Below are 14,272 nucleotides of genomic sequence, written 5' to 3'. Positions count from 1 at the left end.
CAGGAGTCAGAAGTCAGGAGTCAGAATTTATACTGGCTCCTGTATTCTGAATTCTGACTCCTTCTTCTAAAATTACTTCTCCGCTCTATCTACCTTTTCAGGATTGTTTTAGATATTCAGTATTTTCTACTACATTCAGGTAAGCAAGTACTTAAAGAAAGATTCAGGAGCGATAAAAACAGTTTCACCACCAAGGATCAAAAAGCTTATTCCCTGCTCCCTGCTAAGAGCTCCCTCTTAAACTTTTGCTAGTTCTGGGGTAGGACGCTTACTGTTGCGAATGGAGGCGATCGCTTCAGCATAATCCTTTGCGTTAAAGACTGCTGAACCGGCTACAATTGCATTTGCTCCAGCTTCCAAAACTTGCCAGGTATTACTAGCTTTCAATCCTCCATCGACTTCAATCCAGGGATCTAAACCGCGTTCATCACACATCTGCCGTAGTTTGCGAATTTTGGTCACCATTTCAGGAATAAAACTTTGACCACCAAAACCGGGGTTGACACTCATAATCAACACCAAATCGCAAAGTTCTAATACGTACTCAATAAAATCTAAAGGTGTTGAAGGATTGAGTACAACACCAGCTTTTTTACCAAGTTCCTTAATTTGACCCAGAGTCCGGTGCAGGTGAGGCGAAGCATTATGTTCACAATGAACTGTGATATGATCTGCTCCGGCTTTAGCAAAATCTGCTACATACTTTTCTGGCTCCACAATCATCAAGTGGACATCCAGTGGTTTAGTAGTAACCGGGCGAATCGCCTCCACAACCAGAGGTCCTATCGTAATATTAGGTACAAAGCGACCGTCCATTACATCAACGTGAATCCAATCTGCTCCAGCTTCGTCTACGGCGCGGACTTCGTCTCCGAGGCGGCTAAAATCGGCTGATAGGATAGATGGAGCAATTACAATAGGCTTTTTGGGTGTTGTTTGGGTCATGGTAGTGGGTTGTTGAGCATCCTCGTCTGTCTGCATTTTAACAAAAATGGGGCATCGGGTATAGGGTCTAGGGCAATCAGTAAATAACTAATGACGAAAAAATTAACTTGGATAATTTGGGGATTAAGTGCTTGTTGCTTGAGTGCACCAGTGTTGGCTTTAGGGAATTTTCTTGATAGTAACGGTATTGATGCTTTGAGGCTACATCAACCCCCATATAATTTAACCGGTCGCAAAATTGCTATTGGTCAGGTAGAAATTGGGCGTCCAGGGAAGTTTGGCTTAGATAAAGCTGTCTCTAAAAATCATGCTGTCTCTCTAGCGGGAGTGTTTTTACGCACATCAAAAGCAATATCTAATACCAGTGTCGATCCTCATGCTTATAATGTCGCTGGTATTATGGTTAGTACAGATAAAGCCTTAAAAGGAATTGCTCCAGAAGCGCGACTGTACTCGTCTGCCATAGGTAGTACTAAAAACATGAGTCAGTCAGAGGAGTGTTTATCTGCTCAACATATAGCATTGCAAAATGGTAAAGATGTTCGTGCTATTAATTTCAGCTTTGGTGAACCTTTAAACCGTGATCCTCGACCTGAAGCTGTTTTAGATGGCAATGCATTACTAACCCTATGTATAGATTGGTCTAGTCGCGCCCACAATGTTTTATATGTAGTTGCTGGTAACCAAGGTAAGGGAGGTATTTCTATCCCCACTGATAACTATAACGGGCTGAACGTGGCTTTTTCATCCCGTCGTGGAGGAGTGTTTAATAAAGTTGACGTTTCTAATCTAGCGGCTTCTGATCAGGCAATGATCCAGCGACTAGCGGGAAGAGAAATTAATTTAGGTTCACGTAGTGGTATTAGTTTAGTTGCTCCCGGGAGTAATATTCGCTTACTTAGTCCTGATGGTAAAACCAACAAAGTCACAGGTACGAGTTTTGCTGCGCCTCAAGTTACCGCAACAGCAGCGCTCTTACAAGAATTTGGCGACAGACAATTACGAAAAAAACAACCTAACTGGAGCATCCATTCTCGCCGTCATGAAGTCATGAAAGCAGTATTGCTAAATTCAGCAGACAAAATCAAAGATACTGGTGATGGCTTTAGATTGGGAATGACCAGAACGTTAATTGATAAACAAAATCGTGATTGGCTAGCATCTGTCGCCTACAAAAACCCAAAAATTCCATTAGATAGTCAAATGGGAGCAGGGCACCTAAATGCTTTTCGTGCTTACAAGCAATTTAGTGCTGGTGAATGGGATCCTTCACAACCTGTCCCTGCTATAGGCTGGGATTATCATACCATCGATGCTGGGGCCTCTATGGAATATACATTAGACAAAAAATTACAGCAGGGAAGTTTTATAGCCATCACTCTTATTTGGGACAGATTAGTGGAGTTAGAGGATAAGAATAAAACTGGTGAGTATGATGCTAATGATGAGTTTCGCGATCGCGGCTTAAACAACCTCGCCCTTTACTTAGTAAAAGCCGATGCTCGAAATACGGAGGCTGCTATTTGTTCTTCAACGAGCGAGGTTGATAATTTACAACATATTTTCTGTCCCGTTCCTGCTACAGGTAATTACAAAATCCGCGTTCAATTTCCTAGAAAAGTCAACGAAAATACTCAACCCTACGCCTTAGCCTGGTGGAGTGTACCAGCTAAATAGGGCAATGGGCATGGGGCAATGGGCATGGGGGATGGGGTATACATAGGGCATAGGGCTAGGACTTTAAGCACTACCGCGTTTACGGAAATAGTTTCATGTGTGGAAAAATCCTTTGTTGAACTGCTACGAATTCCTACCTCATATCTGATGATTTTTGTCAATGTCTAATACCCCATGCCCAATGCCCAATGCCCCATGCCTATTTCCTCGTTGCCAAAACTGTAACAGACCGAAATTTCTTCGAGTTGAATGCGATAGTCAAGAGGAAGACCTTGCGGATTTAAGGTGGTAAAATGGAGGATAAATTTAGTCCTGCTAGAACAAATTTCCTGCAAAGGCGTTATGGAGTTCGCCTGGGGAGACGTTACGTTTTAGCTGCTGCTGGGGTTGTTTTAGTAAGTGTACTAGGATGTTCTCAACTTAATAGACAGTTGGGAACAATGGATGGGTCAATTAATCCTTTACAAAGGATCTATTCGCTTACTCCACTTGAAGAAGAGCTATAGTAACATACTTTACGAACTATGACCTTCAGTAATTGGAGACGATGTATCTACTACACTTGGTGCATCTACTTCAGTAGATCGCTCATTCTGCTGTAAAACCAGATTACCATCTTGTTTACCGGAAGTACTGCTTTGAGGAGCTACACAAGTCTCTGTAAGAGAAGTAGAGGTTTCCTCAGAGTGAGTGCTATATATACGAGGACGTAATGCACTTAAAACTGTCTTAACAACAACAGCTGTTGGTACTGCTAAAATTACACCCAACAAACCACCAATCCTTGCTCCTGTCAAAACTGAAATTAGCAACCAGACAGGATTTAAACCAGTGAAACTTCCTAAAATTCTGGGAGCAATTAAGTTTTCCAAAATTTGCTGCACAATCACTGCGGCAGATAATACTCTAGCACCCATACTGATATCTTGCAGGGCCACCAGGGTCGTCGTGAGAGCTATCCCCACAGAACCACCGTAAGGAATTAACGCCATAACACCAATAGTTAAGCCAAATAGCACACCGTATGGGACTTTCAACCATAGAAAGGCTGGTATTAGGGCTGATGCCATACAGGTAGAGATAATTAGCTGTGTAATGAAGAAATTTTGAAAGCTAAGGCGTACTGTTTGAGAAAAAGCTTGACGAAATCTTATAGGTAGCCAATCAACTAAGCTCTGCCAGAGTTCATCTCCATGTTGCAGAAGATAAAAAGTCAAAACCATCGTCAATAGAAAGTCTAGCAGGCTAGTAAGTGTAACTACAGCTAGATTCAAGACTTGTCCTGCGATCCCTTGCAATTGGCTCTTGACGCGGTCGTTAATTTGTACTACCAAAGCGTCAAGATTTATTGGGATGCCAAATATTTCTGCTTTCTCGTTCAACACCATTAACTGACGGCGTCCAGAATCAATTAATTCTGGTAAACGAGCCACTAGTTGCTGAGCTTGGGTTAAAGCTAATGGAAATAATGTCAAACCCAGGGCTAACAAAATCGATACAGCGATTAAAAAGACTAAAATAGCAACTTGCTCTCGCTTAGCCCCATGACGCACCATCCAACTTACAGGGTAGTTAAGCAGAAAGGCTAGCACCGAAGCTCCGACTAAAATGACTATCAGCGAGTGAAAGTAAGTAAAAATTACTGAAATTGCCCAACCATTAAGTACCATGAGCGGAGCGAACAGTGCGATCGCGCCCACTCGCGCTATCGGTGTAAGTGTCTGCCACCAGTTTAAAAGCTTGCGTGTCTGCATCTGCTGATTGCGAGATAAAACTCAATAACTTTTTTGCTTATAGTTTATTATCGCTAACTACGTCATTATCATTCATCTGTCTAGCTTAGGATTACACTTATTCAATCATGAAAAATTTCCAATCTGGTGATGCTTCCCAATCAAAATCTAGGGAATACGAAGATCTAGAAATTGATCCAATTGTCCCTTTTTCCTCACTAGTCTGGTATTTAATCCCCATTATCGGCTTTTTTCCATCTCTATGGACTCTCTATCGTCGCCAAGGTAGTCGGGAACAACTTGCAGCTAGTCGTCTGTCAATTACTTTGGGATTTATGTGGCTTGTGGGGGATCTCTTGTTATCGACTGGGGCAGGAACTTCAGAATTTTTAACATTGCGTTTATTAACTCTTAATACCTTTGTGACATCTGGGTACTTTTTGGTTAGTGTCTGGTTGATTATACATGCAGCTAGGGGCAAAACTAAGCGCTTACCTGGAATTAGCAACTTTGCCGAGCGAGTGCTTGGCAAGTACTTGTCTTAAATCCTATACTATTTATCTCTATCTGTAGAATTAAAGTAAATTTGGTTTATTCAACAACATCTACTTGCTAAACTGAGGAATGTTGATAAAAACTGCACAAGCTTTACCTGAGCCGTAAAAATATTTCCCACAGAACTAGTCAAATCTGGTTCATTCTTGTCATACTTCAAGGAAACGTTTCCGGATTAAGCAAAAAATTGCAGAAACAAAGCTACAAGTGTTGTAACTGCTACCAAAAATACAAACTGACCACTGAATATTTGAGAGTTAGCTATTATTGGTTAATTCTTAAGCTGTTAAGCAAGCTGATAAGCGAAAATTTTATTAGATAAGTGTGAGGAAGTCTGTGACTATTCAAAGAACTTCGGCGCAAGAAGATCATTCTGCATCCCAACCCAACCGCAATGACAGCAATTCCAAAGCAGCTAAATCTAAACGTTGGTTGTGGTTTTGGCTATTGATGAGCGGTATAGCAGTAGTTTCAGCAACAGCAGGAGCTCTGTTGGCGGTTTCTTGGACAAGCAAACCTTTGATGCATAGAGAACTTAGTGCTGATGAAGCTGCGGTGTTTGATGGCGATCGCATCGCTGGCGGTGGGCTACAGTTTTCTCAATTAACTCGCCCTGTCAATATTTTACTTTTAGGAATGAGCGTACTCCCACCAGATGTGAAGAACCCTCCTCCTGAAAGCCAACATTTGAGGTATCAGCCTGAGATTAACTCCTTTGATGGTCTGTCTGACGTGATGTTATTGCTCAGATTTGATCCCCAGAAGAAAAAAATAGTTATGCTTTCCGTCCCTAGAGATACTCGCACCGAGGTTGAGGGGCATGGTATTAAAAAAATTAATGCTGCTAATGTAGACGGTGGACCAGCTTTAACTGCTAAAACAGTTAATCATCTTTTAAATGGAGTGGGAATTGATCGCTACATAAGAATTAACGTTTTGGGGGTGGGTAAGCTGATTGATGCTTTGGGAGGAGTGACGGTTTACGTTCCCAAAGATATGAAGTATCAAGATGATTCACAGCACTTATATATTAATTTGAAGGCAGGAAAGCAGCATCTTGATGGCGATCACGCACTACAATTGTTACGTTTTCGTCATGATGCCCTAGGTGATATTGGTCGAATTCAACGGCAGCAAATGGTGATGCGTGCCTTGATGGATCAGACACTTAACCCCGCTACCTTGACTCAACTCCCCAAAATTCTTGATGTTGTTAAAGATAACATCGATACAAACATGACAGTTGAGGAATTAGTAGCGCTAGTTGGTTTTGGAGTACGAACAAATCGCTCTAACATGCATATGTTAATGCTTCCTGGTCGATTTAGTGGGAAAAGGGAGTTTGATTCTAGCTACTGGTTGCCAGATAGCCAGCATATCAAATCTATGGTGGCTCAACACTTTGATGTGGAAACAGCAGCAGCACAATCAAGTCCGACTAATCCAGCCTCGTTACAAGTAGCAATTGAAGATAGTACAGGCAGCAAGAATCGTGCTAGTCTCCGACCATTAATCTCAACCCTGGAAAGAGCAGGTTATCGTAATATTTATATAGCTAAACACTGGGGTGAACCTTTAGATGTGACTCATATCGTCGCTCAACAAGGAGATGGTAACAGCGCTGAATCAATTCGTAACATTATCGGTTTTGGGGAAGTCAGGGTAGAAAGCACCGGGAATCTTGGCTCTGATATCAGCATCCAAGTTGGTAAGGATTGGTTGCGACAAGCAGGGAGCAGGGAGCAGCCCCTTTGGGGAAGTCAAAAGTCAAAAGTCAAAAGTCAAAAGTAAGGGAGCAGGGGAAAAAAATTTCTATATGTTTTAGAGTTATTTGGGGAATTTTGAGATCCAATCTTGTAGAATTGGGTTTACTACTTCAGGAGCCTCATCCTGGGGACAGTGACCTACGCGTTCTAGAGGGATAAACTTTTGTACTCGTGGGAAGTTAGCTAATTCTCTACCTAGCTCAATTGGTTCCCAAGGATCAGAAGCTCCCCATAAAATAATAGCTGGACAAGGTAGTAAAGGTAACAAATCTTCTGGTAAAGGTCCTGCCGAGTATGAAGTAAACGCAAGGAAAACAGCTACAGCACCTTGATCGCGTGCTGGTGACATAAGTAGATCTACTAATTCATCTGTGACAACTTCGGCATTAGCATAGGCTTGTAGTAAAATTTTACGGACGGTTTTTGGCTTAGCTATTTGATTGAAAAAGAACTCCCCGACTGGTTTGATCGATAGCAACTGCTGAAGTAGAGGTGCGCCAAAGCGGCGATGCCAAGGTAAGGTGACTCGTTTGCGATCGTGCAATAGTCGCAGGGAACAGTTAAGTAAGGCAATTCCTAATGCAATATTAGGGTTGCTTACTGCTGCTTGCATTGCGACAATACAGCCAATAGAATTGGCGACTAAAAAAGCTGGTTCACCTACGACTTCGCGGCAAAAATCTGCTAATTGCTGCCCCCAGGTTTCAAATGTATAGGTAATTGTTTCACCTGGCTTAGGTTTAGCTGAACCGCCAAAGCCTATTAAGTCAATAGCATAGACACGGCAATTTTCTGCAAGCACAGGAATATTTTTGCGCCAGTGCCACCACGAAGCTCCAAAACCATGCACCAAGACAACAGATGCTCCAGTTGTTCCTTGGGTTTGATAGCAGATGGAGAAGCCTTGCCAAATCCAGGTTTTTGTTGAGGTATTTGTTGCGGTGGAACTAGAACCAATCATGAGATATCAAGTTATTAGTATAATGGGATAAACGTTGCAGCAACTTGCTACAGCCATAACTACTTTTATTGTCGCAATAACATACATTATCTGTGGCTAAGCGACAGGAATATGTACGGTTGCCTCCTCCTTACCCAATTAATCTTAAGATAGTGTACTCATTGTTCAGATTATGTCAGGATTGGGAGTTAAAGTCATTAATGTTGTAATACAAACAAGGCGTTCATCATGCTGGCAGAAAATTCGACTTGTGTGCTCCCATTTCTAGGTTTTGAGGTTGCTGCTACTTATGAGACAGCTCGTGTAGTTATCTTACCGATTCCTTATGAGGCCACAACTACTTATCGTCGGGGCTGCAAGCACGGCTCCTACGCTATTTTAGAAGCATCTCACCAAGTAGAATATTACGATGAAGAAATAGATAAAGAAACAGGTTTAGAGGTTGGTATTTATACACACGATCCAATTGCAGACACTCGTGAAGGACGCAGTGTTTCATCTGAGGAAATGTTACAAGTCACTGAAGAAACCGTGTCTAAATTGATTGCAGATGGCAAATTTGTTATTGCTTTGGGTGGTGAACATAGCATTACTGCTCCAATTGTAGAAGCGTATCGTACAGCCAATAGGAATGAGCCATTTACCGTAGTACAAATTGATGCCCACGGGGATTTACGCAACGAGTATGAAGGCTCAATTTACAATCACGCCTGTGTTATGCGACGGGTTGTAGATATGGGTTTACCAACAGTACAAATAGGTATCCGTGCTATTTGTAAAGAAGAAGCTGATTTAATAAAAGAAAAACAACTTACAGTATTTCGCGCACGGGAAATTGCTCATAACCCAAATTGGATTGATCAAGCACTTTCTGCTATTCAGACTGAAAAAATCTTTGTGACGATTGACTTAGACGGGCTTGATCCTACTTTGATTCCAGGTGTAGGAACCCCAGAACCAGGTGGTTTGAATTGGTATGCTCTGAGTACTTTTTTACGAAGGCTATGTGCTGATTATAATGTAATAGGGTGTGATGTTATGGAGTTAGCACCAATAGTAGATTCAGTAGTTTCACAATTTACGGCGGCTAAGCTGGTCTATAAAATTATAGGGTATCAAGCTTTAGCTAAAGGGTGGTTTAAGACTTGAGAACGACGCTGTATATGACTACATTTTTTGTTTTTAGTTCTTGGAAATTCAAAGAAGATGACTATACTAGAAACAATTGATACTCCTATTGGTAGCTACGCACCAGATTTTGAACTGCCAGGAACTGACAATGAAGTACATCATCTGAGCCGTTATCTAGAAAAGTTCCGCGCAGTAGGCGTCATTACAATGTCTAATAACTGCCCTTACGTAAAATTGTATCTGGAGAGGCTCAAAAATATTCAAACCGAATTTTGTGGACAACGCTTCACACTGATAGGGATGAATGGCACTGACGCGATCGCCGATCCAACGGAAAACTTTGAAAAGATGCAAGCTTTTGCTAAAATACGAAACTTGAACTTTCCGTATTTATGGGACTCAACTCAAGATGTAACTCGTAGCTTTGGTGCAACTAAAACTCCAACAGCGTTTTTGATAGATAGAGATGGTGTAGTGTGCTACAAAGGGCAGATTGATAACAACCCCCACAATATCACTGAAATTGTGGGGAAAGATTATCTGAAGCTGGCGATCTCTTCTGTTCTTAAAGGAGAAGAAATTGATCCACAAGAAACAGAAGTTATCGGTACTTACCTAACATGGCGTAAGTAGAGACAGAAAGTCACTGTGCTGCTATCTTTAATTGGAGGCAATTACTTATTTTTTGATAAAGCGTAACTTCATGGGAACAAATTACCGACGGGTTTTACTTAAGCTAAGCGGTGAAGCCCTTATGGGCAACATGGGCTATGGAATTGATCCGGAAGTGGTAAAAGAAATAGCCGCAGAAGTAGCGGAGGTGATAGCAACTGGTGTTCAAATTGCCATAGTCGTGGGAGGCGGAAATATTTTTCGTGGTGTGAAGGCGGCGTCGGCGGGAATGGACAGAGCGACTGCTGATTACATCGGGATGATTGCCACGGTAATGAATGCCATGACGTTGCAAGAATCACTGGAACGAATAGGAGTACAAACGCGGGTTCAGACTGCGATCGCTATGCAAGAGGTAGCAGAACCGTATATTCGTCGTCGCGCCATCCGTCACTTAGAAAAAGGGCGGGTGGTAATTTTTGGCGCTGGTTCGGGAAATCCCTTCTTCACCACTGATACAACTGCTGCTCTGAGAGCCGCAGAAATTGATGCGGAAGTGATTTTTAAAGCCACAAAAGTAGACGGAGTATATGACGCTGATCCTCACATATTCCCCGATGCAAAACGCTATAACACTCTAACATATGGACATGTTTTAGCAAAAGATTTGCGTGTAATGGACAGTACTGCGATAGCCTTATGTAAAGAAAACAATATCCCAATTCTCATATTTGACTTAACCGTGCGAGGTAATATCAAGAGAGCAATCATGGGAGAATCCATAGGCACGCTTGTGGGAGGTTCTTGTGAAATTAGCTGATGCTGAGAGTACAATGCAAAAGACCGTTGAGGCAACTCAACGAGCTTTTAACACAATTCGCACTGGTCGGGCAAACGCCAGTTTGCTGGATAAAGTGATGGTAGAATACTACGGTTCGCCTACATCGCTAAAATCCTTAGCAAACATTAGTACGCCCGATTCTACAACAATATTGATTCAGCCATATGATCGTAGTAGTTTGAGCCTGATTGAAAAGGCAATTTCTCTGTCGGATGTGGGTTTAACCCCCAGCAACGACGGTTCTATAATTCGGCTTAACATTCCGCCTTTGACGAGCGATCGCCGTAAAGAACTAGTCAAAATTGCTGCCAAGTATGCTGAAGAAGGGCGCGTTGCCATTCGTAATATTCGCCGTGATACAGTAGATACTATACGCAAACAGGAAAAGGGTGCTGAAATCTCCGAAGATGAATCACGGGATCAGCAAGACAAATTGCAAAAGCTCACAAATAAATACACCGCTAGAATCGACGAATTGCTTGCAGAGAAAGAAAAAGACATCACAACTGTCTAATTCAACTCAAAAAAACAAAGAATATGAGGAATGATTGTCTATCTTCCTCTTATTCTCTTGCTAGGGAATAGGGATAGCACTTCTCTGGTTGGTCGAGTATTGTAGGTTGGGTAGAACGGAGTGAAACCCAACAATTTTATTAAATAAGTGTTGGGTTACCCTATGCGAAGACACCTTGGGCTTCTACGTTCCCCAATCTACATGCTATTCCTTATTCCCCATTAAGACTTTTTACGAAAACTTTACATATTACCTAAGAACATTGACAAAAAATTTTTGAACGTTAGAACTAATGAATTGTATCTTGGTAAGGTGATTTACAGGAATAAATGTACCGCCGCCGTTGGTTTCGACTTCGCTCAACCAACTGAGAGATCGAGAGTTGAGCGAAGTCGAAACTCGCACTCCCCAGGTATTTTCTTTCTCGGAAATCACCTAAGTATTGCAAAAAATCAAGACGCTGTATCTACTAAAAAATCTTCCTAGTCGTACCAAGACTGACACAGATTTTAACATTTAAAAAACGAGAGGAATCGTATTTAATGTTTGATCAGCCAATACAAACAAATAAAATAAAAATTTACCAAGAAACCATCCTGAGAAAAGTTTATACAAAATAGCTTTCAGGTTGTAGTGCTATAACCAAAAAATTACATATCAGGGAAATTGTTTTTTTCAAACAAGGTAAGCAGCGTTTTTTGCTCCTTACCAAGCTTTGCCCTGTCAAATAGTGTCCGCAAACTATTAAAGAAAAACTAAAAAATCAACTAACAATTAGGAGCAAAGGTTTAGCCATATGTACGACTGCATCATTGTCGGCGCGGGACCAGCTGGTGGATCAGCTGCATATCATCTAGCCAAGCAAGGACGTTCTGTATTAGTTTTAGAAAAAGAATCTTTACCAAGATATAAACCTTGTGGTGGTGGCGTATCTCCAGCTATTGCTGAGTGGTTTGACTTTGACTTTAGCCCAGCAATTTCTATCAAAGCAGACACAATTCGCTGCACTTGGAAAATGGAAGATCCAGTGGAAGCAGAATTAAAAACACCCGAACCAGTATGGATGGTGCGAAGAGAAATTTTTGACCATTTCTTAGTGCAGCAAGCCCAGAAGCAAGGTGCTGAACTAAAAGATAATACAGAAGTAAAAGGGATTGATTTTAAAAGTGATCATTGGCAAGTAAACACAGCCAATGGACCTTTTTCTGGTCGTTATTTAATTGCTGCTGATGGTGCTAAGGGACCAATGGCAAAATGGCTAGGTTTTAAAGATCGCAAACGCCGTTTAGCTGGTGCTTTGGAAGCCGAAGCACCAGCCGATGTACAGAATGGTAACATCGCTCACTTTGAGTTTGGCATGATCAAAAACGGTTACCTCTGGAACTTCCCCAAAGCAGATGGGTATTCTGTGGGTATTGGTACATTTATCGGTGGTGAACCACAAGATTTCAAAGGAAATTTAACCGAGTACGGTAATCTGTTTGGCTTGGATTTGAAAGTTTGCAAACAGTATGGTCACGCTCTTTGTTTATGGAACGGTAATCAAAAATTACATACTGAAAATGCGCTTTTGGCTGGGGAAACTGCTTGTGTTGTTGATCCCTTTACAGCTGAAGGTATTCGTCCGTCGATTTTTAGTGGCGTGAAAGCAGCCGAAGCGATAAATAAAGCTTTGGCTGGTGACAAGAATGCTTTAGAATTTTACTCTGAAACCATTAACGAGCAATGGGGTAGTGATATGGCTTGGGCCCAAAAATTAGCCGGAGCATTCTATCGCTTTCCTGGTATTGGTTATAAAGTGGGTGTTAGACGCCCCTCTGCTGTGCAAATCATGGGCAAGATTTTGTGTGGCGAATTACGTTATGGCGATGTAGCTGGTAGGGCGCTTAAGCGTTTAGTTCCAGTCCCAGGTTTTGGAGGATAATAATTCCTCAAATAATCTTCGTTTCCAGCTTGTAGGGGCGAACGGCGTTCGCCCTTAGTCTAAACGACCATACATCTGCTCAATAATAAGCTGTTACGCATAAAATTCTTATACAAGAAGCGGGCAAGATGCCCGCACTACAATAATTTTACGTTTTTGTCTTATACAATCTAGCTACTTGAAATCCGGTTACAATTAAAGCTAGACAAAGCCAAGATATAAACTATGTCAGTTGTTGCAGCTAAATCTTACGTAGAATATCGGAACGAGGCTTATTGGATCGAAGGAACTCGGATTTCCCTCGATTCCGTTGTCTATGCCTTCCGAAATGGATTATCTCCTGAGAGCATTGTTCAGTCTTTTCCGTTGCTGACATTGGAACAAGTTTATGGCGCGATCGCGTTCTATCTCGCAAATCGTGATGTGATCGATACTTATTTAGCAGCCGAGGAAGCAGCTTTCGACGCAATGCCTCAGCCCCTACAAACCACTGATCCAGCTTTGTATAACAAATTGATGGCAGCTAAGGCAGCAAAACAGCAGGTAGAATCGTGAGTATTCGTTACCAAGCCGATGCTGATTTAAACCAGGCGATCGTCACAGGGGTTTTACGGCGAGAACCAACAATTGACTTTCAAACTGCCTTTGCTGCTCGGTTGGAAGGTGTTAAAGATCCACAAGTATTGGCGATCGCCGCACAACAGGGACGTGTTCTCGTTAGTCATGATCGGAAAACAATGCCATTAGAATTTGCTGAGTTTATCACCAGCAATCAAAGCTCAGGAGTTATAATTGTCTCCAGAAAATTACCGATTGAAGTGATTATCGAAGAACTGTTGCTGATTTGGGCAGCATCCAGCGCAGAAGAATGGGTAAATCGAATTGCCAAGTTACCCCTTTGACGCCAGACTAACGAAGAATTTATGGCGGTGCGTTGCGCTGCGCCACAACGCACTCTACATTAACATTTCTTAACATAGCTTGAAATATTAGCACAGACTTAGCTTAATTCATATCTTGCACCAATAAAATGATAAATATAAATGCTACCGCGACGATACTGATTGTGTGACTGCATTTAAATTAGCCAGGGATTATAAATCCCTGTCTAAGAGCTAAATTCCTCTAGAAGAGGAATGGAAACGAATGTTTTATAGTTAAATCTTTGATACTTTTGTGGCGTTAATTCAGTATTTATATTTAAAGGTGCAAGATCTGAGTTAAGCAAATTAGTATAAAAGGTTTGTAGTTGCGCTTTAGCGCACTAAAGTGCAACTACGAACCAATAACGGTTGATTTGTGTAGCCATTCACAATTTACAATCCTCACGGTACTCTCCAAATCTTGATAGTCTTGTCCCAACTACCACTGGCAAGAGTTTTGCCATCTGGACTGAAAGCGACGGAACGAACCTCGCTAGAATGCCCCCTAAGGGTGTGGATTTGCTCTCCAGTTGCTAGATTCCACAGTTTAATGGTGTGGTCATAACTACCACTGGCAAGAGTTTTGCCATCTGGACTGAAAGCGACGGAACGAACCTCGCTAGAATGCCCCCTAAGGGTGTGGATTTGCTCTCCAGTTGCTAGATTCCACAGTTTAATGGTGTGGTCATA

14 protein-coding genes and 1 pseudogene are annotated in these 14,272 nt (G+C 41.9%); 11 read left to right on the top strand and 4 right to left on the bottom strand.

All coding sequences use genetic code 11. The features are described from left to right. Positions 1–237 precede the first annotated feature (237 nt). The gene (gene rpe / locus G4P69_RS19700) at positions 238–945 is read right to left on the bottom strand and encodes a ribulose-phosphate 3-epimerase (RefSeq protein ID WP_208339842.1); all 708 of its coding nucleotides are present in this window, start codon (positions 943–945) and stop codon (positions 238–240) included. 90 nt (positions 946–1,035) lie between these two features. On the opposite strand from rpe, the gene G4P69_RS19695 reads away from it, so the two are divergent. After that, the gene (locus G4P69_RS19695) at positions 1,036–2,622 is read left to right on the top strand and encodes a S8 family serine peptidase (RefSeq protein ID WP_208339802.1); all 1,587 of its coding nucleotides are present in this window, start codon (positions 1,036–1,038) and stop codon (positions 2,620–2,622) included. Between the two features lie 293 nt (positions 2,623–2,915). Further along, positions 2,916–3,047 (top strand): annotated as a pseudogene (locus G4P69_RS19690) (serpin family protein); the annotation flags it as partial. Between the two features lie 90 nt (positions 3,048–3,137). Here the strand turns inward: G4P69_RS19690 and G4P69_RS19685 are convergent. Then, a complete protein-coding gene (locus G4P69_RS19685) occupies positions 3,138–4,376 on the bottom strand; it encodes an AI-2E family transporter (protein ID WP_208339803.1) in 1,239 nt (412 codons plus the stop codon). A 107-nt stretch (positions 4,377–4,483) separates the two neighbouring features. Between G4P69_RS19685 and G4P69_RS19680 the strand changes: the two genes are divergently transcribed. Both G4P69_RS19680 and G4P69_RS19675 read left to right on the top strand, forming a co-directional pair. Continuing rightward, complete coding sequence (locus tag G4P69_RS19680) at positions 4,484–4,900, top strand: hypothetical protein (protein ID WP_208339804.1); 417 nt, start codon at positions 4,484–4,486, stop codon at positions 4,898–4,900. 346 nt (positions 4,901–5,246) lie between these two features. Next, on the top strand, positions 5,247–6,701 hold the full coding sequence (locus tag G4P69_RS19675; protein WP_208339805.1) for an LCP family protein: 1,455 nt from the start codon (positions 5,247–5,249) through the stop codon (positions 6,699–6,701). A gap of 36 nt (positions 6,702–6,737) precedes the next feature. Here G4P69_RS19675 and G4P69_RS19670 read toward each other — a convergent pair whose 3' ends face one another. After that, positions 6,738–7,637 carry an alpha/beta fold hydrolase gene (locus G4P69_RS19670; RefSeq protein WP_208339806.1) on the bottom strand — a complete coding sequence of 300 codons (900 nt, stop codon included), beginning with the start codon at positions 7,635–7,637 and terminating at the stop codon, positions 6,738–6,740. 228 nt (positions 7,638–7,865) lie between these two features. Here G4P69_RS19670 and speB point away from each other — a divergent pair, with 228 nt between their 5' ends. The 7 genes from speB (at position 7,866) to G4P69_RS19635 (ending at position 13,561) form a co-directional block, all read left to right on the top strand. Beyond that, complete coding sequence (gene speB, locus G4P69_RS19665) at positions 7,866–8,786, top strand: agmatinase (RefSeq protein WP_208339807.1); 921 nt, start codon at positions 7,866–7,868, stop codon at positions 8,784–8,786. Between the two features lie 57 nt (positions 8,787–8,843). Continuing rightward, positions 8,844–9,401: a thioredoxin family protein gene (locus tag G4P69_RS19660; protein WP_208339808.1), complete on the top strand. Its 558-nt coding sequence runs from the start codon at positions 8,844–8,846 to the stop codon at positions 9,399–9,401. Positions 9,402–9,471: 70 nt separating this feature from the next. Next, entirely contained in the window at positions 9,472–10,200 is a 729-nt protein-coding gene (pyrH, locus tag G4P69_RS19655; RefSeq protein ID WP_208339809.1) for a UMP kinase, read from the top strand. Continuing rightward, positions 10,187–10,735 (top strand): ribosome recycling factor, encoded by a 549-nt coding sequence (frr, locus tag G4P69_RS19650; protein WP_208339810.1) that lies wholly within the window; start codon positions 10,187–10,189, stop codon positions 10,733–10,735. Before pyrH ends, frr begins: the two co-directional genes overlap by 14 nt. 796 nt (positions 10,736–11,531) lie before the next feature. Next, positions 11,532–12,659, top strand: a complete 1,128-nt coding sequence (locus tag G4P69_RS19645; protein ID WP_208339811.1) for a geranylgeranyl reductase family protein — start codon at positions 11,532–11,534, stop codon at positions 12,657–12,659. Between the two features lie 225 nt (positions 12,660–12,884). Next, the gene (locus G4P69_RS19640; protein WP_208339812.1) at positions 12,885–13,214 is read left to right on the top strand and encodes a DUF433 domain-containing protein; all 330 of its coding nucleotides are present in this window, start codon (positions 12,885–12,887) and stop codon (positions 13,212–13,214) included. Then, complete coding sequence (locus G4P69_RS19635) at positions 13,211–13,561, top strand: DUF5615 family PIN-like protein (protein WP_310833498.1); 351 nt, start codon at positions 13,211–13,213, stop codon at positions 13,559–13,561. Before G4P69_RS19640 ends, G4P69_RS19635 begins: the two co-directional genes overlap by 4 nt. Before the next feature lie 423 nt (positions 13,562–13,984). On the opposite strand, the gene G4P69_RS19630 is transcribed toward G4P69_RS19635, so the two are convergent. Next, the coding region (locus G4P69_RS19630) for a WD40 domain-containing protein (protein WP_208350946.1) at positions 13,985–14,272 on the bottom strand (288 nt) is incomplete at its 5' end.

The sequence above is a fragment of the Aetokthonos hydrillicola CCALA 1050 genome (assembly GCF_017591665.1).
GTDB classification, from domain to species: Bacteria; Cyanobacteriota; Cyanobacteriia; order Cyanobacteriales; family Nostocaceae; genus Aetokthonos; species Aetokthonos hydrillicola.
The sequence above is the reverse complement of the archived record's forward strand: the minus strand, read 5'-3'. Positions and strand labels throughout refer to the sequence as shown.

Bases quoted from the DNA above. Each gene is read 5' to 3' on its own strand.
- G4P69_RS19670 (WP_208339806.1), bottom strand. From the start codon at position 7,637: ATGATTGGTTCTAGTTCCACCGCAACAAATACCTCAACAAAAACCTGG.
- pyrH (WP_208339809.1), top strand. From the start codon at position 9,472: ATGGGAACAAATTACCGACGGGTTTTACTTAAGCTAAGCGGTGAAGCC.
- speB (WP_208339807.1), top strand. From the start codon at position 7,866: ATGCTGGCAGAAAATTCGACTTGTGTGCTCCCATTTCTAGGTTTTGAG.
- rpe (WP_208339842.1), bottom strand. From the start codon at position 945: ATGACCCAAACAACACCCAAAAAGCCTATTGTAATTGCTCCATCTATC.
- G4P69_RS19660 (WP_208339808.1), top strand. From the start codon at position 8,844: ATGACTATACTAGAAACAATTGATACTCCTATTGGTAGCTACGCACCA.
- G4P69_RS19645 (WP_208339811.1), top strand. From the start codon at position 11,532: ATGTACGACTGCATCATTGTCGGCGCGGGACCAGCTGGTGGATCAGCT.
- G4P69_RS19695 (WP_208339802.1), top strand. From the start codon at position 1,036: ATGACGAAAAAATTAACTTGGATAATTTGGGGATTAAGTGCTTGTTGC.
- G4P69_RS19680 (WP_208339804.1), top strand. From the start codon at position 4,484: ATGAAAAATTTCCAATCTGGTGATGCTTCCCAATCAAAATCTAGGGAA.
- G4P69_RS19685 (WP_208339803.1), bottom strand. From the start codon at position 4,376: ATGCAGACACGCAAGCTTTTAAACTGGTGGCAGACACTTACACCGATA.
- G4P69_RS19640 (WP_208339812.1), top strand. From the start codon at position 12,885: ATGTCAGTTGTTGCAGCTAAATCTTACGTAGAATATCGGAACGAGGCT.